This is a genomic window from Curtobacterium sp. MCBA15_016, assembly GCF_001865105.1.
Taxonomy (GTDB): Bacteria; Actinomycetota; Actinomycetes; order Actinomycetales; family Microbacteriaceae; genus Curtobacterium.
Genome location: NZ_MJGR01000032.1, coordinates 35324 through 53851, shown reverse-complemented (window position 1 = coordinate 53851; position 18528 = coordinate 35324). Strand labels below are relative to the sequence as shown.

Annotated in this window: 15 protein-coding genes and 1 tRNA gene; 12 read left to right on the top strand and 4 right to left on the bottom strand. The window is 72.4% G+C overall.

What is annotated here, in order from left to right; all coding sequences use genetic code 11:
• The first annotated feature begins 206 nt into the window (after nucleotides 1–206).
• From BIV03_RS13210 to BIV03_RS13195, 4 genes are all read left to right on the top strand, one after another.
• Nucleotides 207–1664, top strand: coding sequence for an MFS transporter (locus tag BIV03_RS13210; RefSeq protein ID WP_368073351.1), 1458 nt, complete (start codon nucleotides 207–209; stop codon nucleotides 1662–1664).
• A gap of 149 nt (nucleotides 1665–1813) precedes the next feature.
• Nucleotides 1814–2488 (top strand): GntR family transcriptional regulator, encoded by a 675-nt coding sequence (locus BIV03_RS13205; RefSeq protein ID WP_071296032.1) that lies wholly within the window; start codon nucleotides 1814–1816, stop codon nucleotides 2486–2488.
• 195 nt (nucleotides 2489–2683) lie between these two features.
• Nucleotides 2684–4144, top strand: coding sequence for an LCP family protein (locus BIV03_RS13200; RefSeq protein WP_254790891.1), 1461 nt, complete (start codon nucleotides 2684–2686; stop codon nucleotides 4142–4144).
• Between the two features lie 396 nt (nucleotides 4145–4540).
• A tRNA-Ser gene (locus BIV03_RS13195) sits at nucleotides 4541–4630 on the top strand.
• Nucleotides 4631–4892: 262 nt separating this feature from the next.
• On the opposite strand, the gene BIV03_RS13190 is transcribed toward BIV03_RS13195, so the two are convergent.
• A complete protein-coding gene (locus BIV03_RS13190) occupies nucleotides 4893–6086 on the bottom strand; it encodes an MFS transporter (RefSeq protein WP_071296031.1) in 1194 nt (397 codons plus the stop codon).
• 134 nt (nucleotides 6087–6220) lie between these two features.
• On the opposite strand from BIV03_RS13190, the gene BIV03_RS13185 reads away from it, so the two are divergent.
• From BIV03_RS13185 to BIV03_RS13175, 3 genes are read left to right on the top strand one after another with little or no spacing between them, the layout of a single operon-like run.
• Nucleotides 6221–6670, top strand: a complete 450-nt coding sequence (locus tag BIV03_RS13185; RefSeq protein ID WP_070418145.1) for a MarR family winged helix-turn-helix transcriptional regulator — start codon at nucleotides 6221–6223, stop codon at nucleotides 6668–6670.
• Nucleotides 6671–6718: 48 nt separating this feature from the next.
• On the top strand, nucleotides 6719–7732 hold the full coding sequence (locus BIV03_RS13180; protein ID WP_083403426.1) for a glycosyl hydrolase family 18 protein: 1014 nt from the start codon (nucleotides 6719–6721) through the stop codon (nucleotides 7730–7732).
• The gene (locus tag BIV03_RS13175; RefSeq protein ID WP_071296030.1) at nucleotides 7729–8394 is read left to right on the top strand and encodes a Type 1 glutamine amidotransferase-like domain-containing protein; all 666 of its coding nucleotides are present in this window, start codon (nucleotides 7729–7731) and stop codon (nucleotides 8392–8394) included. Before BIV03_RS13180 ends, BIV03_RS13175 begins: the two co-directional genes overlap by 4 nt.
• Nucleotides 8395–8485: 91 nt before the next feature.
• On the opposite strand, the gene BIV03_RS13170 is transcribed toward BIV03_RS13175, so the two are convergent.
• Complete coding sequence (locus BIV03_RS13170) at nucleotides 8486–9484, bottom strand: LacI family DNA-binding transcriptional regulator (RefSeq protein ID WP_083403425.1); 999 nt, start codon at nucleotides 9482–9484, stop codon at nucleotides 8486–8488.
• Between the two features lie 96 nt (nucleotides 9485–9580).
• Between BIV03_RS13170 and BIV03_RS13165 the strand changes: the two genes are divergently transcribed.
• The 5 genes from BIV03_RS13165 to BIV03_RS13145 all read left to right on the top strand — a co-directional run bounded on the left by BIV03_RS13165 (nucleotide 9581) and on the right by BIV03_RS13145 (nucleotide 16652).
• Complete coding sequence (locus BIV03_RS13165) at nucleotides 9581–10804, top strand: Gfo/Idh/MocA family protein (protein WP_071296028.1); 1224 nt, start codon at nucleotides 9581–9583, stop codon at nucleotides 10802–10804.
• The gene (locus tag BIV03_RS13160; protein ID WP_071296027.1) at nucleotides 10801–11805 is read left to right on the top strand and encodes a sugar phosphate isomerase/epimerase; all 1005 of its coding nucleotides are present in this window, start codon (nucleotides 10801–10803) and stop codon (nucleotides 11803–11805) included. The genes BIV03_RS13165 and BIV03_RS13160 overlap by 4 nt, the downstream gene beginning before the upstream one ends.
• A 175-nt stretch (nucleotides 11806–11980) precedes the next feature.
• Complete coding sequence (locus tag BIV03_RS13155; protein WP_083403424.1) at nucleotides 11981–12973, top strand: MoxR family ATPase; 993 nt, start codon at nucleotides 11981–11983, stop codon at nucleotides 12971–12973.
• Complete coding sequence (locus BIV03_RS13150) at nucleotides 12973–14304, top strand: DUF58 domain-containing protein (RefSeq protein ID WP_071296026.1); 1332 nt, start codon at nucleotides 12973–12975, stop codon at nucleotides 14302–14304. The genes BIV03_RS13155 and BIV03_RS13150 overlap by 1 nt, the downstream gene beginning before the upstream one ends.
• On the top strand, nucleotides 14301–16652 hold the full coding sequence (locus BIV03_RS13145; RefSeq protein ID WP_071296025.1) for a DUF3488 and transglutaminase-like domain-containing protein: 2352 nt from the start codon (nucleotides 14301–14303) through the stop codon (nucleotides 16650–16652). Before BIV03_RS13150 ends, BIV03_RS13145 begins: the two co-directional genes overlap by 4 nt.
• 122 nt (nucleotides 16653–16774) lie before the next feature.
• On the opposite strand, the gene BIV03_RS19725 is transcribed toward BIV03_RS13145, so the two are convergent.
• Complete coding sequence (locus BIV03_RS19725; protein ID WP_070418152.1) at nucleotides 16775–17404, bottom strand: TetR/AcrR family transcriptional regulator; 630 nt, start codon at nucleotides 17402–17404, stop codon at nucleotides 16775–16777.
• Nucleotides 17405–17688: 284 nt separating this feature from the next.
• On the bottom strand, nucleotides 17689–18474 hold the full coding sequence (locus BIV03_RS13135; protein WP_071296024.1) for a trimeric intracellular cation channel family protein: 786 nt from the start codon (nucleotides 18472–18474) through the stop codon (nucleotides 17689–17691).
• Nucleotides 18475–18528: the final 54 nt, after the last annotated feature.

The following is an 18528-nucleotide window of genomic DNA, read 5'->3' as shown; positions in this document are numbered from 1 at the left end:
GACGTTACGCCGTTCGGGCCTGGAGGCGCGGTGCGGGCTGGCACCGCGCCTCCAGGCCACCTGCTTGTGAGTTTTCATAGCAATTGCAATGATTGGTGTTCCGGCATCGGAGCCGGATTCGATTAGGGGGATCCGGCTCCGAGCCCGGAACCCGTTCGTTTCCGGATCTGAACCATCTCGTCGATCTGGGCGTACGTTCCCCTCTCGTGAGCAGCACGACGAACGGGGCGATCAAGAGCCTGGTCCCCGCCAGGATGGACAGACTGCCGTGGACACGGTTCCACTGGAGTGTCGTGGTGGGACTCGGCGTCTCGTGGGTCCTCGACGGCCTCGAGATCCAGATCGTGTCGAACGCCGGGTTCCAGGCCGACCTGGACCTGTCGACGCAGCAGGTGACCTCGCTCGGCACCATCTACCTCGTCGGGCAGGTCGTCGGCGCGATCGTCTTCGGTCGGATGTCCGACCGGCTGGGTCGTCGGAAGCTCTTCATCCTCACGCTGGCCATCTACCTGATCGGCTCCGGCATCGCGGGGCTCGCGCAGGACTTCTGGTTCCTCGCGGCCTTCCGGTTCGTCGCCGGGCTCGGCATCGGCGGCGAGTACGCCGCGATCAACTCGGCGATCGACGAGCTCATCCCCGCGAAGTACCGCGGGCACGTCGACATCGCGATCAACGGCACCTACTGGGGCGGCGCGGCACTCGGCGCGTTCGCGAACATCTACCTGCTCGACACGGCCAACTTCGCCGAGAACATCGGCTGGCGCATCGGCTTCTTCCTCGGCCCGGTGCTCGGCATCGCGATCATCTTCCTGCGGCGGCACATCCCGGAGAGTCCGCGGTGGCTCATGACGCACGGACGTGAGGAGGAAGCCGAGGCGACGGTCACGCAGATCGAGGAGTCGGTCGAGAAGTCCACCGGGCACCGGCTGCCGGAGGTCGACGAGTCCAAGGCGATGACCGTCACGCCGACGGAGAACGTGAAGTTCCGGACGATCGTGAAGGTGCTGTTCCGGCAGTACCCGACCCGGACCCTGGTCGGCGCGACGATGATGATCACGCAGGCGTTCCTCTACAACGCGATCTTCTTCACCTACGCCCTGGTGCTCACGAACTTCTTCGGCCTGAAGACCGCCGAGACGAGCGTGTACTTCTTCCCGTTCGCGATCGGCAACCTGCTCGGACCGATCATCCTCGGTCGGTTCTTCGACACCTGGGGTCGTCGGCAGATGATCTTCTCGACGTACCTGGTGTCCGGGCTCGTGCTCGCCACCTCGGCGTTCCTGTTCCAGGCGGACGCGATCAGCGCCGGCGTGCAGGTCGTCTTCTGGTGCATCTCGTTCTTCTTCGCCTCGGCGGGTGCGTCCAGCGCCTACCTGACCGTGAGCGAGATCTTCCCGCTCGAGCTCCGGTCGCAGGCGATCTCGTACTTCTTCGCGCTGGCGCAGATCTTCGGTGCCGTCGCTCCGCTCATCTACGGCGCGCTCATCGGCGACGGGTCGTCCCGCGAGCCGCTGTTCTGGGGGTACCTGCTCGGGTCCGCGGTGATGATCGCGGGCGGCGTCGTGGCGCTGATCTTCGGCGTCGACGCGGCCCGGAAGGGGCTCGAGGACGTCACACAACCCCTGTCGGTCCTGACCAAGGAGGCGGACGCGGCGCGGAAGTAGTATTCCGTATGCGGAGTGTTTAGCGCCGCGCTCCGGGGTCTGTCATCGTCCTCGCATGGCAGTCCTCCACAGCACGACAGTGTCCTGCACGGTCCACGGGCCGACCACTCGCGAAGCCGGCGGCGTGGGCCGTGCGTGATCCTGGCGGCATGGAGCGAGCACAGCACCGACCGGGTCGCGACGACGACGACCCGCACGGCATCCGACGCAGTCTGCTGCGGGACGCGGTCTTCGCGCGGCTGCTCGACAACGTGCTGCGCGGGGTCTACCGCCGTGGCCAGCGGATCCGGCTCGACACGATCGCGGCGGACATGCGGGTGTCCCGGACGCCGGTGCGCGAAGCGCTCGTGCCGCTCGAGAACCTGCGGCTCGTCTCGGTGCAGCGGTACGTCGGGGTGGTCGTCGCGCACTGGACCGTCGACCACATGATCGAGCGGATCCGGATCGCGCGGACGATGATCACCGAGCCCTCGGCGGGCGCGGTGCGGTGTGCGGATCGCTTCGACGTCGCCTGGCTCCGCGAGTGCGTGACCGAGGGCGGGGTCTTCGTCGAGCTCGGTTCGTGGTGGCTCCGTCGAAGCGGTGCGGCCGTCAGTGCCGACTGGCTCCTGTCGCAGCGTGCCGTGCTCGACGCGTTCTTCACGGACGACGTGGCGCTGGCGAACGGGATCGACGCCGTGGTCGCTCGTCGGGAACGCCGGAAGATCGCCGAACGCGCGACCACCGCGGCCGAGCGGGACGCGCTCGACGAGTGCGCGGTGGCTCTGGTCGAGCTCGCCGATGCCCTGATCGGCCTGCCGGAACGGTTCCGGGCGGCCGCCTGAGCACTCACCGCGGATTCCGGGGCTGCTCGCACTGAATCGACAGGCGGGCGCATGGCAGGGTGGTCCGGTTGCCGTCCCCGCGGCACCGGGACCGACCGGGCCAGCGCGGGACCCCACGGTGCCCGACAGGGAGGGCACTGCCCGCGTGCTCGTCCGCTCGAGCACGCACCGTGTCCGCACACGACAGGAGTGCCCGTGAACGACGTCCGCGACCGATCCCACCGGCTGAACCGAGCGACCGGGATCGCACGGCACGGACGTCTCCGACACCGCAACCCCGTCGGCACCGCGATGAAGGTACTTTCCGGCGTGGCCGCGGTCGCCCTCGTGAGCACGGCGTCGGTCGCCGCGATCGCCGCCAAGCAGGTCACCGACGACTTCGGCGACGGCGTCGCGATCCAGGGGCAGCCAGCGCAGCCGGCGAAGGGACCGGCAGCGCTGAGTTCGTACCAGGGCGGTTTCAACATGCTCGTCGTCGGCACGGACAACGACCCCGAGCAGGGCACGGCGTACGGCGAACGCGACGCCACGTTGAACGACGTCAACATCCTGCTGCACGTCTCGGCCGACCACACCAACGCCACCGCGGTGAGCATCCCGCGCGACCTCGTCACGCCGATCCCCGCGTGCCGCAAGCAGGACGGCTCCGGGACGACACCCGCCATGGCAGCGCAGCCGATCAACAGTGCGTGGGGCGAGGGCGGGCTGAACTGCGTCGTGCAGACCGTGCAGGGGCTGACCGGCCTCGACGTGCAGTACTCGGCGGCGGTGTCGTTCCAGGGCGTCATCGAGATGTCGAACGCGATCGGCGGTGTGCCGGTGTGCGTCGCGCAGCCGATCCACGACCGCTACACGGGGCTCGACCTGCCGCAGGGCACCTCGACGCTGCAGGGTGACCAGGCGCTGGCGTTCCTCCGCTCCCGGCACGGTGTGGGAGACGGCTCGGACCTCGGGCGGATCTCCAGCCAGCAGGCCTTCCTGTCCTCGCTGCTGCGCACGGTGAAGTCGAACGACACCCTCACCTCGCCGCCCACCCTGTACAAGCTGGCCCGGGCAGCGGCCTCGAACATGCAGCTGTCGCAGAGCCTGAACGACGCCGGCACGATGGTGGAGATGGGGCGGGCGCTCCAGGACCTCCCGCTCGCGCAGGTCAACTTCGTGCAGTACCCGGGGACGACCGGTGGCACGGGGGTGTACTCGGGGAAGGTGCAGCCGTCGGCAGAGCTCGCGGCGCAGTTGTTCGCGAAGATCCGGGCGGACCAGTCGTTCTCGCTCGGCGCGGACAGCACCGGGATCGGGGCGGAGCGCGCGGCGGGCGCGGAGTCCGCCGCCGGGACGTCGGCCGCGGGATCCGCTGCGGGGTCCGCTGCGGGAGCCTCTGCGGGCACGGCCGCGGGCGCGGGGTCGGCTTCGGGTGCCGGTGGCTCGGCTGTCGGCGCGGGATCGGGCACGGGTGCGAGCGGCGCGGGCGCGGCTGCCGGTTCGGGTGCGGACCTCGGTACGGATGGTGCGAGCGCAGGTGCAGCCGGTGCCGCTGCCGGCGGAGCCACCGCGCCCGCGAGCAGCCCCGCGGCGACGGCTCCGGCCGAGACCCTCGACGGCTTGCAGGGGCAGTCCGCCGACGAGCAGACCTGCTCGAAGGCGTTCGGCTCCTGACCCCCGTCCCCGAGGTTTCGCGCTCACCGACACTCCACGCGCTCCCCGGCCCGTGAGATGTCGCCCAGCGCGAAGAACCGCCCGCTCACTCGAACCACCGAGAGCGGGGGCGCGGTGGTGGGCCGCGCCCCCTGGTCACTCCTCGGTCTGAGCCTCGCGCGATCGGGCGCGCGTCGGGCTCGCCGCCCAGGAGCGACATCGGTGCTGTGTCGCGGCGACGGGGTGAGACCCCGGAATGTGATGGCCGCGCCTCGACGATGCTATTGACCGGGGTACGGGTGGACAACCCCCGACTGTCCCCACTTCGGGGGACCCTTCCGTGCGCCCGACGCAGGGTCGGTGTCGAGACAGTGCTCGACCTCCTGTATGGTGGTGGGAGCGCTCGCGAGAGTGCTTGGAGACGTCGCATAGTCCGGCCGAGTGCACCACCCTGCTAAGGTGGAGTCCCCTTTGAGGGGACCGAGGGTTCAAATCCCTCCGTCTCCGCGGCACACGAAACCCCGGTCCTCCAGGACCGGGGTTTCGTCGTTCCCGTGGAACACCGAGGCCGGGCGCATCGCGACCGCCGCCGGACGGGAGGCGCGGTGCCAGCCCGCACCGCACCTCCCGTCCGTGCGTGCGCGCCGTGACGTCCACGCACCTCGTGAGCAGAAATGGTCGGGTGCGCGCACATGACCCGACCATTTCTGCTCACGAAACCTCGCGGAGCGCCCCGCGCGCCCCGCGCCCCGCGCCCCCGCCCCGCGCGTCAGACCGTCGCGACGCTGCCCGTCGGCACCGCGCCGCGCGAGCGCGCGCGCCGCGCCGCGCCCGCTGCGACGGACGTCAGCACCACGGCCGCCGCCGTGATCCCGGCCCCCGCCCAGATCGGCGACGTGTACCCGAGCCCCGCCGCGATCGTGAGCCCACCGATCCAGGCGCCGAGCGCGTTCCCGAGGTTGAACGCCGCGATGTTCGCCCCGCTCGCCAGGGTCGGCGCGTGGTCCGCGTACTGCATCACCCGCGTCTGCAGCGCCGGCACGGTGGCGAACCCGAACGCCCCCATGAGCACGAGCGCGATCACGGTGAGCACGGGCGAGGCCGCCACTGCCGCGAACACGGCGAGCACCACCGTGAGGACGACGAGCACCACGAGCAGCGTGCCGTCGATCGACCGGGACGCGAGCTTGCCGCCCGCGAAGTTGCCGACGAACAGCCCGATGCCGAACACGATGAGCAGCCACGGCACGGCGCCCGACGAGAACCCGGACACCGAGGTCAGCGTGTACGCGATGTAGGTGAAGGCGCCGAACATCCCGCCGTAGCCGAGCACGGTGATGCCGAGCGAGAGCCACACCTGGCCGGAGCGGAAGGCGCCGAGCTCCCGGCGGAGGGAGGGGACCGTGGCGTCGGCCGAGCGGACGGTGGGGACGAGCAGGGCGACCCCGACGAGGGCGACGACACCGATCGCCGCGATGGTCCAGAACGTGGCGCGCCAGCCGAGAGCCTGACCGAGGAAGGTGCCGAACGGGACGCCGAGCACGTTCGAGGCGGTGAGCCCGGTGAACATCAGGGCGACCGCGGACGCCCGCTTCTCCTTCGCGACCATGTTCGACGCGACCACCGAGCCGATGCCGAAGAACGCCCCGTGGCAGAGGGCCGCGATGACCCGGCCGAGCATCATCACGCCGTACACCGGCGCGAGGGCGGACAGGGTGTTGCCGATCACGAACAGCACGAGCAACCCGATGAGCACCGGCTTGCGGGGGAGCCGGGTGGTCGCGGCGGTGAGTCCGAGCGCGCCGACGATGACCGCGAGGGCGTACCCGGTGACGAGCCACCCGGCGGTGGTCTCGGTCACGCCGTAGTCGGCGGCGACCTCGGGCAGGAGCCCGGTGATGACGAACTCGGTCAGGCCGATGCCGAATCCGCCGAGTGCGAGGGCGATGAGTCCCGCGGGCATGGATGTCCTTCCGTTGTGCGGTGCAGCTGGGCCGCGTACGCTGGTTGTTGCAGACGCGGGATATCGATAGTTGCACACGCGGGGTATCCGCGCAAGCAACCAATCCTGCCCGGAAGCACACCAGGAGGCCCCTCATGTCCGTCGACGACTCCTCCGTCGCCGTCCGCGCCCACGGCTGGCGCACGCTCGCGGCCCTGCACGGCCTCATCGAGACGCGGCTCGAGCGGGCGCTGCGCGCGGTCGACCTGTCGGTCGTCGAGTTCACGGTGCTCGACGCCCTCCGCCGCCAGGACGGCTTCCACATGCGCATGCAGCAGCTCGCTCGGGCGGCAGCGCTCAGCCCGAGTGCGACGACCCGGCTCGTGAACCGCCTGGAGGAGCGCGCCCTCCTCACCCGCGTGCTCTGCGCCGACGACCGCCGCGGGCTCTACACGGAGCTCACGCACGCGGGCCAACGGCTCCTCGACGAGGCCACGCCCGTGCACGCAGCCGCGCTCGAGGAAGCGCTCGCCGAGGCGCGCGAGGTCCCCGAGCTCGAGGAGCTCGCCGTCGCGGTCGACCGGCTCGAGGGTGCCACCGTCTGAGGTCCAGGAGGCGCGGCTCGGTCCCGCCCCGCACGCTACGGTGAGCGGGTGGTGCGGCGGACAGGACTCGTGGTCGGCGGCGCGGTCGTGGTCGCGCTGGCCCTCGGTGGCTGCGTCGGCACGCAGGGTCCCGACGCCGACCTCGCTGTCGAGGCGTACGTCGAACCAGGTGACGGATCGGCGGTGACGGTCTCGGACGCGTCCCGTCGTGCGACGACGATCGGGATCGACGGCGTCACGGTGGCGGACGACGGTGCCGGGCTGAACGACCTGCCGGCTGGCGTCGGTGCACTCGCCCGTACGGCAAATGACGGTGGAGCCGCACCCGAACTGCTCGTCAGCAACTTCTCCGAGTCGATCGGGGACTTCTCACCCGAGGTCGGCACCGCGCTGCTGTCGGACGCCGGGAACCGCTCGCGGGTCGCCGAGCGCCTGGCGGAACTCGCGTCCGATGCGCACATGCGCGGCGTGCAGATCGACCTCGAGTCGCTCCGGAGTCGCGACCGTGCCGGGCTCGTGGCGTTCGCCGCGACGCTCGAGGACGCCGTGCACGAGCGGCTCGGGTCGGACGCCGAGGTGTCGATCGCGGTCATGGCCTCGACGGACGAGCGGGGCTACCGCGACACCGGGTACGACCTCGGTGCGCTCGCGGACCACGTCGACCGGTTCGTCCTGATGACGTACGACCAGCACGGGCCCTGGAGCGGTGCCGGCACCATCGGGTCCCTGCCGTGGGCGGAGCGGGTGGTCGATGCGGCCGAACGCTCGGGCGTCCCGGCCGACCGGATCGACCTCGGCATCGCGGGGTACGGGTACGTGTGGAGTGGCTCGGGTGACGCGCAGGTGAGCCCGGCGCGGGCGCGGGAGCTCGCGGGCGACGATGCCCGGTGGTCGGCCCGGACCGGCGAGTGGTCGGCGACGCTGGACGACGGCCGCGAGCTGCACTGGTCCGACGCACGTTCCTACCGGGCGCGGGTCGCGCTCGCCGAGGACCTCGGGCTGCACGGCGTGGCACTGTGGTCCCTGAACACGCTGGAACTGCCTGGATCGGAGGCGACGTGAAGCTCTTGCTGACCTCGGGAGGCGTCACCAACCCGACGATCCACGCCGCGCTCGTGTCGATGCTCGGCAAACCGGTCGAGGAGGCCAACGCCCTCGTCGTCCCCACGGCGCAGTGGGGGCATCCGATGTGTGGACCGGCCTCGGTCCGGGACCTGGTGGCCGGCGGTCCCGACTCCCGCGCCTTCACCGGCCTCGGCTGGGCGTCGATCGGCGTGCTGGAGCTCACGGCGCTGCCGACGATCGACCCCGAGCGGTGGCGGCGGTGGGTCACGGGAGCCGACGTCCTGCTGGTCGACGGCGGGGACGCCACCTACCTCGCCCACTGGATGCGGACATCCGGGCTCGCGGACCTGCTGCCCTCGTTGCCCGACACGGTGTGGGTGGGCGTGAGCGCCGGCAGCATGGTCATGACGCCGCGCATCGGCGCGTCCTTCGTCGCGTGGCCGTCAGCGGTCGACGACGTGACGTTGGGAGTCGTCGACTTCTCGATCTTCCCGCACCTCGACGCGTTCCCGGAGAACACCCTCGAGAACGCCGAGCGGTGGGCGGCCGAGATCGGCGTTCCGACCGCCTACGCCATCGACGAGCAGACCGCCGTGGCGGTCGACGGTGGCTCGGTCCGGGTCGTCTCCGAGGGGCGCTGGGTGCAGCTCGCGCCGTGACGGGATCGGCACCGACCGGCGGACGCCCGTCAGGCGGCGACCGGCGGACGCCCGTCAGCCGGCGACCGGGGGATGCCCGCCGTCCGGACGGTCAGCGGGCGCGTGGGGGAGCGGTCGTCGACCGGACGACGAGCGACGGCGGCACGAGGACCCGGGTCGGCTCCGGCCGCTCGGCTGCACCGATCAGCTCGACGAGCCGGTCCGCCGCGAGTCGCCCGACCTCGTCGTTGTGCGGGTCCACCGTCGTCAGGCGCAGCAGGGGTGACGCGGCGAGCGGGGTCTCGTCGTTGCCCATGACCGACACGTCCTGCGGTACCCGGAGCCCGGCCTCGTGCACGGCGGCGATCGCGCCCATCGCCATGACGTCGTTCGCCGCGAACACCGCGGTCAGGTCCGGGTGGTCCTCCAGTGCGCGGACGGTGCCGCGGTAGCCGGTCTGCTCCGACGTCGGTCCCTCGCCGTACACCAGTGGCTCGATGCCGGAGGCGACCATCCGGGCGACGGTGGCCTCGCGGCGGACGGCAGCCGGGCCTCCCGAGCCGGTGACGTGGGCGATGCGGCGGTGACCGAGTCCGACCAGGTGGTCCGCGGCCAGGCGTCCGCCGGCGGCTTCGTCGGAGGCGACGACGTCGAGTCCTCCCGGGACGTCGGCGCGTGCGCCGGCGATGACGACCGGGGTGTCCGCGGGGACGACGAGGTCGGGGAAGCCCTCGGCGGCGAGCACGACACCGTCGACGCGGAGCGAGACGAGGTCGTCGAACGGGGAGGAGTCGAGGTGGGCGTTCGCGCGGGTGTCCGCGAGCGTGAGGCGCAGGCCGTGCGGGGCGAGCGCGTCGCGGATGCCGTCGAGCATCGGGACGTACCAGGGGTTCCGGAAGTCGTCGACGACGACGCCGATCGTGCGCGTCCGCGTGCCGGCGAGGATCGCGGCGGCACGGTTGGGGCGGTAGCCGAGCTCGGCGGCCGCGGCGAGGACGGCTGCCCGGCGGGTGTCGGAGACGCCGGGGTCGTCGCGCATCACCATCGAGACGAGCGACTTCGAGACACCGGCACGGGTCGCGACGTCGATGATCGTCGGTGGTCGGGACACGCGGCTCCTTGACAGGACATGGGTGGGTGCGTCTACAGTCTACCGACGCTCTCTGGAACGTTCCAGAGCCATCACCGACTTCTCGAGGGAGAGAACATGAGCGACAGCATCGGCGTCGCCGTCATCGGCGCCGGCATGGCCGGCAAGGCCCACATGGCCGCGTGGCGGAACGCACCGTCCCTGTTCGGTCACACGCTGCCGCCCGTCCGGCTCGTGTCGGTCGGCGACGTCTACGAACCGCTCGCGGCCGGGGCTGCGACGCGCTTCGGGTACGACCGGCACGACACCGACTGGCGAGCGATCGCCGAGGCCGACGACATCGACGTGGTGAGCGTCGTCGTCGCGAACACGCTGCACCGCGAGATCGTCGAGGGGCTCCTCGCGGCCGGCAAGCACGTGCTGTGCGAGAAGCCGCTCTCGGACTCGCTCGACGACGCCCGCGCGATGGCGTCCGCGGCCTCGCTCGCGGCCGGTCGTGGTCTCACCGCCCGCGTCGGTTTCACCTACCGACGCGCTCCCGGGCTCGCGGCGATCAAGCAGCTCGTCGAGGACGGCACCCTCGGTCGCGTCCTGCACGTCTCCGCGCGCTACTGGACCGACTACGGCTCCTCGCCCGACGTCCCGTTCTCGTGGCGCTTCGCGGGGGCCCTGGGGACCGGTGCCCTCGCCGACGTCGGGTCGCACCTCGCGTACGTCGCCGAGTTCCTGGCCGGCGAGGTGCAGAGCGTCAACGGCGGCATGTTCACCACGGCCATCACCAAGCGGCCGATCGCCGCCGGATTCGCCCTCCGTGGCCAGGCCGTCCCGTTGACCGGGGAGTTCGCCGACGTCGAGAACGACGACTACGCCACGTTCAACGCGCGCTTCGGCGACGGCTCGGTGGTCGGTTCGCTCGAGGTCTCCCGGGTCGCGACCTCGCACCCGAACGGCCTCGTCGTCGAGGTGTTCTGCGAGCGCGGCGCCGCACGCTGGGACCAGGAGCGCGCATCCGAGATCGGACTCGCGCTGCAGTCCGACGGCTCCCGTCTCGGCGGCTACCGTCAGGTCGTCCTCGGCCCGGACCACCCCTACGTCGCCGGCGGCATGGCGATGGACGCTCCCGGTGTCGGCTGGGGGCAGAACCAGATGTTCGAGTACCAGGCGCGTGCCTTCCTCGACGAGGTCGTGGGCAACACGGCCGACCCGCTGCCGGCGAACGCCACGTTCGACGACGGCGTCCACAACATGGAGATCCTCGACGCGGTGGCCCGGTCCGCTGCCGACGGAGGAGCAACCGTCGACCTCACCGCAGCGTCCGTCACCGGAGGAGCACACGCATGAAGCTCGGTCTCTACAACGCGATCTTCCACGACCGCCCGCTCGCCGCGGCGCTCGAGGCCATCGCGGGCAACGGCCTCACCGGCATCGAGCTGAACACCGGCGGGTTCCTGCCGCCGGTGCACGTGCCGAACGTCGACGAGATCCTCGACGACGACGCGGCGCGCGACGCCTTCCTCGCGCAGTTCGACGGGACCGGCGTCTCGATCGCCGGCCTGAACTGCAACGGCAACCCGCTGCACCCGGACCCGGAGATCGGGCCGAAGCACGCGGAGGACGTCCGCCGCAGCATCCGGCTCGCGGCCCGTCTCGGCCAGGACCGGGTCGTGACGATGTCGGGTCTCCCCGCGGGGGAACCCGGCGGCACCCGGCCGAACTGGATCGTGAACGCCTGGAACTCCGCCGCGCTCGACGTGATCGAGTACCAGTGGAGCGTCGCGGTGCCGTTCTGGCAGGAGATCGACGCCCTCGCCCGCGAGCACGGGGTCAAGGTCGCGCTCGAGCTGCACCCGCAGAACGTCGTCTTCAACCCGGCCACGATCCGCGAGCTCGTCGAGCGCGGCGGGCTGACCAACGTGGGCGTCGAGCTCGACGCGTCGCATCTGTTCTGGCAGCAGATGGACCCGGTGGCGGTCGTCCGCGATCTCGGGCCGCTCGTGTTCCACGCCGCCGCGAAGGACGTCCGGATCAACCCGCAGGCCGCGATCAACGGCGTGCTCGACAACTCGTTCCGTCGGCTCTCGCCGGACGAGCCGCGCACGAACCTCGGCGGGGACGAGTGGGCGAACGAGTGGCCGAAGCCGTCCGCGTGGGACTTCGTCGCGCTCGGCAAGGGGCACGACGAGGCGTACTGGTCGGCGTTCCTCGAGGCCCTGCGCGAGGTGGACCCGGACATGTGGGTGAACATCGAGCACGAGGACACCGAGCTCGGGCGCGAGGAGGGCGTCGCCGTGGCGGCGCAGGTCCTGCTGGCCGCCGACGCGTCGCTGGCGGCTCGCGTCTGACGCGCAGCGGGGTCCGGACTGGAGGCGCGGATCACGTGCGCTGATCGGCGCACGTGACCCGCGCCTCCAGTCCGTCGCCGTGTGTCCGGCGACCCGGTCGGTGACGCATCCCCCGGTCCCTGTCACCGGGCCGTTGTAGCATGCACGACACCTGTCCTGAGCCGAGGAGGCCTGCGTGCCGGAACCGACCGACCCCGCCTTCCCGATCGAGCGCATCCGGGACGTCGGTGACGACATCACCGCCGCCGTATCCACCGTCGTCGACGGCAAGACCGAGGCCATCCGCACCGCCCTGACGGTGATGCTGGCCGAGGGGCACCTGCTCGTCGAGGACGTCCCCGGTGTCGGCAAGACGGTGCTGGCCAAGGCGCTCGGCGCATCGGTCGGCGGGTCCGTGAACCGCATCCAGTTCACCTCGGACATGCTGCCGTCGGACGTCACCGGCGTGAACATCTTCGACCAGTCGTCCGGCACCTTCCGGTTCTCGCCGGGGCCGGTGTTCGCGAACGTCGTGATCGGCGACGAGATCAACCGCACGAGCCCGAAGACCCAGTCGGCGCTGCTCGAGGCCATGGCCGAGGCGCAGGTGACCGTCGACGGCGTGACGCGCAAGCTGGACAGCCCGTTCATGATCGTCGCGACGCAGAACCCGATCGACATGGAGGGCACGTACCCGCTGCCCGAGGCTCAGCGCGACCGCTTCATGGCCCGCCTGACGATGGGGTACCCGAGCGCCGACGCCGAACGGCAGATGCTGACCAACCGCGGTGGGGGCGACCCGCTGGCGCACCTCCGTCCGATCGTCGACGTGGACACCCTCCGCGACCTCATCCAGTCGGTGCGCACGGTCCACGTCGCCCCCGACGTCGAGGCGTACATCGTCGCGATCGTCCGGGCCACCCGCAGCCACCCCGACATCGTGCTCGGTGCCAGCCCGCGTGCCACGCTGCACCTCGCCTCGGCCGCCCGTGCCCACGCCGCGCTGCTCGGTCGTCCCTTCGTCACGCCGGACGACGTCGCCACGCTGGCGCCGGTCATCCTCGCGCACCGGCTCGTGCCGGTCGCGCGCGCCCTCGGCGGGACGGGCGACGACACCGTCCGCGACATCGTCGTGCGCGTCGTGTCCGACACGGCCGTGCCGTTCACGGCGACCCCCGTCCGCTCCTGATGTCCGGGTCCCCGGCGCCGACGTCGTTCGCGCTGCGTGCCGGCGCCCTGCGCTCCGGGGCGCTCCGGTACGGGCGGCGGGGCCTCGCGCTGCTGCGCCGCACGCCGTTCCCCCGACCGACCGTGCGCGGCTGGACCGTGATCGCGGTCGGCATCGGGCTGATCGGCGGCGGGCTCGTGGGGACGACGAGCGTCGCGGTGTCCGCGGGGCTGCTGCTCCTCGTGCTCGTGGTGCTCGGCATCGTCATGGCGTTCGTCGTCGCCGCACCGCTGCGCGGCAGCCGGAGCACGGCGCGCGCGATCGTCCAGGTCGGCGAGGTGTACCGCGAGCGGATCACCCTCGGCGGGACGAGCCTGCCGATCGGCCCGCGGTCGATGCTCCTCGTGCGCGAACAGCTCGACGACGCCCTCGTCAGCATGTCCACCGCCGAGACCTACGCCGCGGTCGGGCCGAACCTCCCGCCGGCGGTGCTCGACGTCGAGGCCCTGGCGATGCACCGCGGGCGCAGCGTGGTCGGCCCGGTGACGATCCGCGTCGAGGACCCGTTCGGCCTGCTCCGCATCGACCGACCGGTGGTCGCCGCGGAAGAGGTCGTCGTCGTCCCGGCATCGACCCCGCTCGCGTCGCTCGACGCGGGTGCGCTCGCCGGAGCCGTCTCCGCCGACGAAGGCCGGGTGGGGCAGGGCGGGTCGGCCGACGACAGCGAGCTCCGTCCCTACCGCCCGGGTGACCCGATCCGCCGTGTGCACTGGGCCCAGAGCGCCCGCCGCGGCGAACTCCACGTCCGCCAGACCACGCAGGCGCAGCCGCCGGAGGCCGTCATCGCGCTCGACGTCCGACGCGAGTCGTACCAGCGCCTCGGCCGCGACGACCTGGCGGAGCTCTCGGACCTCGGCGGCGACGCCGCGTTCGAGCACGCGGTCGTCGTCGCCGCGAGCGTCGCACGGGCACTGGCCGCACGGACCTCGCGCGTCGTGCTCGTCAGCGACGGACCGTCCGGCAGCACCCGGCACGCGGGGGACGCCGGCGGACTGACCGACGTGCTCGTGGGGCTGGCCGACGTCCGAGTCCGCTCCGACGCCCGCGAGGTCACCGAGGTCCTCCCGGACGTCCGCGGCCGCGACGTGCACGGCATGACCGCCGTCGTCACCGGCAACTGCACCGCCGAGCAGGCCGCCGAGCTCGTCTCCGCGACGACCGGGTCGAGCCGGGGGATCCTCGCGACCATCGTCCCGCCGGACCCGGTGGTGCGCGGCATCCTCGACCGCGGCGGGTGGCGGACCCTGGTGGTCCCGGTCGCCGGTGCCCACGCGCCCGGGAGCATCCGGTGAGCGGCGTCGCCACCCGTCCGGCCCCGCCCCGGGGCGAGGCGCGGCGCGAACCCGACCGACGGGTCGACCGACCGGACTCGCCGAGCCCGTGGGTCGTCGCACTCGCACCGGTGCCCGTCCTCATCGCCGCCCTCGCCATGCGTCCCCTCGTGCAGGGCGTCGCGTGGTGGGTGTCCGGCGTCCTCGTCGCCGCCGTCCTCGTCGGCACGATGCTCGCAGTCCGTCGTCGGGCGCCCGGGGTGCGGTTCGTGGCACTCGTCGCGGCGCTCGTGGTCTGCTCGTGCGCCGCAGCGGTCGTGAACGACGTCCAGCCACTCGGGTGGCTCGACCGGAACGGTGCGCTCGGCGAGACGCTCGCGGCGATCCGGCTGAACCCCGCACCGCTGCCGCAGTCCGACGCGATCCGGCTCATCGTCACGGTCGCGATCGGCTGGGTCGCCGGCGTCTCGCTGTTCCTCGCGGCCGTCGCCCCGACCGCCGCACTCGCCGCCGTCCCCGCGCTCGTGATCCTCATCGTGCCGGGCGTCGTCACCGGAGCCCCCGCGGCACCCGGGCTCGTGATCGCCACCGGCATCGCCTTCCTCGTCCTGCTCTGGCTCTCGGTGCGGCCGGTCCAACGGGCGTTCCCCGCCGCCGTCGTCGGGGCGATCGGACTCGTCGTCGCGGTGGGACTGCCCGCGATCGTGCCGCTCAACGCCAGCTGGTTGTCCGGCGTCACCGGGGCGATCCAGTCGCCCGTGCAGCCCGGGCGCCCCGGCACGCTGCTCAACCTCGGGCAGGACCTCCGGCAGCCGAACGAGCTCGAGGTGTTCCGCTACCGCTCGTCCGACGGCCGGCCGGAGTACCTGAAGCTCGCGAACCTCGACGAGTTCGGCACCGGCGACTGGGTGCCGACCACCACCGACGCCGCGAAGTCCGAGACCGCCGACCAGCAGCAGTGGGCGGTCGGCATCAACCCGCGGCTCTCCAGCCGCGGCGACGTCACGATCCGGGTCACCGGGCTGTCGAGCAACTACCTGCCCGTCCCCGCCGGCGCGGTCTCGATCGAGTCCCGCTCGACGAACCTCGACCTGTCGCAGTGGCGCTGGATGGGGGAGTCGAGCACGGTGCGTTCCACTGGCCCGGCCACCCCGCGCGGTGCCACCTACGAGGTGTACGGCGCCTCGACGTGGTCCGGCGAGTACCTCGACGCGATCGCCGGCTCCGGCTTGCTCGGGCGTGCCGACGGCCGGGGGTTCGCGACCCCCTCGGCGAACCAGCTCCGCACGGACCGCGAGCTCCCCGACAAGCTGCCGGTCAGCATCGCGCGGACGGCGCAGCGCGTCGCGGGCAGCGCGGCCACCGACTACGAGAAGGGCCGCGCGCTGGAGCAGTGGTTCCGCAGCGACCTGTTCACGTACTCCGAGACCGCGCCGGTCGAACAGGGCTACGACGGCGACAGCATGGACGTCGTCGCGAAGTTCCTGCAGGTCCGCGAGGGCTACTGCGTCCACTTCTCCTCGGCGATGGCGGTGATGGCCCGCACCCTCGGCATCCCCTCGCGCATCGCGGTCGGCTACCGGGCGGGCTCCACGCAGGCCGACGGCGAGTACACGGTGTCGAACCGGCAGCTGCACTCGTGGCCGGAGCTCTACATCAAGGGCGCCGGCTGGGTCGCGTTCGAGCCGACCCCCGACTCCGACGCCGCCGCGACGCCCTCGACCGAGGCCACGTCCACCCCTTCGGCCGCCGCCCCGGAGACACCGCTGCCGGCCCCGGGCGAATCCGCTCCCGCCACGTCCGAGACGCCGACGCCGAGCGCGTCCGCAGCGCCGGGAGCCGCCGGGTCGACCGGTGGTGGGGGCAACGGACCGCTCGGGCTCGCGGTGGGGCTGGTGATCGCCGTCGCGCTGCTGGTGTCCCCGGCGCTCGTCCGGGCACTCCGCCGTCGGACGCGACTCGGCGCGGTGCGATCGGGCAGGTCGCCAGCGGTGAACGCCTGGCGTGAGGCGCTCGACGACGTCGCCGACCACGGCTACGCGCCGGGTCTCGCGCCACCGGGTGACGCCGCTGCAGCAGCGCGGACGGCACGTGCGGTGCTCGGGCGGCTCCGGCCGTCGGTGCCGGCGACGGTGCTGCCGCACCTCGAGACGATCGTCGACGCGGTCGACCGGGAGCGGTTCGCCGCGGGCGGTGCAGCGTCGGTGGACGCTGCGGCGTTGCTCGCGGCGGTCCAGGAGGCGCGGGTCGCCCTGGACGCCTCGGCCTCCGGTGCGCGGGTGCTCCGGTCGCGCCTGGTGCCGCCGAGCCTGCTGCCGTCGTCCGCGTGGTCGCACGAGGGGCGGCGCGCGCGCCGCAGCGCGGCGTAGCGGCGCGCGTAGCGTGCCGCGCGCCGCGCGCTCGTAGCGTGCGAGGTTCCGCGCGTGGTGCGGGGCCCGCAGGGTCCCACCGCGCGCGGAACCTCGCACACTGCGTCACCCGCCGCCGCGCGTCAGCGCCGGCGGATGACCGCCTCGACGAGGGCCGCGACGACCTCGCCCGGGTTCACCCCGGGCAGCGCCGCCGCGTCGAACACGATCCCCACGTTCGCCCCGATGAGCACCCGGGAGAAGTCCTCGAGCGACATCCCCGCATCGATCTCCGGGTGCGCCCCGAACCACAGCTCCACGAGCTCGAACACGCCGTCCTGCAGCTCCCGCCGCTGCCGCACGAACTCGGGCAGGAACTCGGGGTGGCGCGTGGCGTACCCGCGGAACTCCGACAGCAGGGCGAACTGGCCGCTCTGGTCGTGCCGCCCGAACGCTGCCCGGACGACGTCGCCGATGTCCACCGCGGCGATGTCGGCGCGGACGAGTTCCCGCAGCGACCCGAGCACCAGGTTCGTCGCGCGCTGCATGACCTGCGCGACGAGGTCTTCCTTCGACGAGAAGTTCGAGTAGACGGCGCCCTTGCTGAACCCGGCGCGGGCGGCGACCTCGTCGAGCCGAGCTTCGTGCACGCCCTGCTCGGCGAAGACCTGGGCCCCGGCGGTGAGGAGTCGTTCCCGCACCTCGGCCCGCGGGGTCCGGGGCGTGGGCGAGCCGGTGACGGAGGGGCTGGGGTCGGAGGCGTCGTCGCTCATGGTTCCTGATTCGACGGGCCCGCCGTGATCCGTCGGGTCCGGCTTCGTCGGGCTGGCGTGGTGGTGGGTCACGACCATTGTGCTGGAGGCAGGGTGCGTCGGGAGACCTGCCGCGCCGCGCGTCTGATCCCGCGCGGCATCAGCGAAGCCCCCAACCACAGGTCCGTACGGAACCGGCGCGTTCGGGTCGCGTCGGTGCGCCAGCGGACCATGGATGCCGGGTCGATACCCGGCGGTACTGATTGTACGACCGAGCACCGACAGATGACAGCCCCTTCGCGGATTCAGCCGTCCGACGCGTCCGCGGGCCCCGACTCGTTCTCGTGGTGCACGCTCCCCGCGCCCGACCGTCGCCCCGGCCGTCGCAGCAACCGGATCGCGTCCGGTCGGAGCTTCCGGCCTCGCTGGAGCAGGGATCCGAGCGTGGACTTCGGCTGCCACTCACGACCGTTCGGCAGTCCCCAGCCGCGCCGGACCGCGCCCCACCGCAGCCCGAGGGAGAGCACGATCGCGGCGACGATGCCGATCGAGGGCGACCCGAGGTCCGACGCGACGACCATCACGGCGGACGCGGCGACGGCGACCGTGGCGTAGAGCGCGTTGCCGCCGAACACCGCCGGGACCCGGCGGAGCAGCAGGTCCCGCATCGCACCACCGCCGACCGCCGTGATCGTGCCCATGATGATCGCGGCCGGCCAGTCGAGCCCGGCGTCGAACGTCCGCTGCACCCCGACCACCGACCAGAAGCCGATGACCGCGGCGTCGAGCACGGTGAACAGCCGGTCCCAGGTCAGCTCGGAGAACGACACGAAGAAGGCGATGAGCGCCCCGGCGATCGCGACCGGCGCGTACAGCGGGTCGACGAGCGCGACGGGCGGCCCGTTCTGCAACAGGGTGTCGCGGAGCATGCCGCCGCCGAGGCCGGACACGAACCCGACGACGAGGAACCCGAAGAGGTCGAAGTCCATCGTCCGCGCGAGCGATCCGCCGAGCAGCGCCGACGCGAACACCCCGGCCAGGTCGAGCACGTTCGTGACCGACGCCAGGCCATCGACGGACAGCAGGTTCATGAGAACCATCAAACATCACCGGCGGGAGGTGGCGGGTCGCGCGCTGGTTAGGTT

Coding starts and splice junctions, on each gene's coding strand:
- BIV03_RS13190 (WP_071296031.1), bottom strand. CDS start 6,086: ATGCCCGCGGGACTCATCGCCCTCGCACTCGGCGGATTCGGCATCGGC.
- BIV03_RS13135 (WP_071296024.1), bottom strand. CDS start 18,474: ATGAACCTGCTGTCCGTCGATGGCCTGGCGTCGGTCACGAACGTGCTC.
- BIV03_RS13205 (WP_071296032.1), top strand. CDS start 1,814: ATGGAGCGAGCACAGCACCGACCGGGTCGCGACGACGACGACCCGCAC.
- BIV03_RS13160 (WP_071296027.1), top strand. CDS start 10,801: ATGAAGCTCGGTCTCTACAACGCGATCTTCCACGACCGCCCGCTCGCC.
- BIV03_RS19725 (WP_070418152.1), bottom strand. CDS start 17,404: ATGAGCGACGACGCCTCCGACCCCAGCCCCTCCGTCACCGGCTCGCCC.
- BIV03_RS13185 (WP_070418145.1), top strand. CDS start 6,221: ATGTCCGTCGACGACTCCTCCGTCGCCGTCCGCGCCCACGGCTGGCGC.
- BIV03_RS13165 (WP_071296028.1), top strand. CDS start 9,581: ATGAGCGACAGCATCGGCGTCGCCGTCATCGGCGCCGGCATGGCCGGC.
- BIV03_RS13150 (WP_071296026.1), top strand. CDS start 12,973: ATGTCCGGGTCCCCGGCGCCGACGTCGTTCGCGCTGCGTGCCGGCGCC.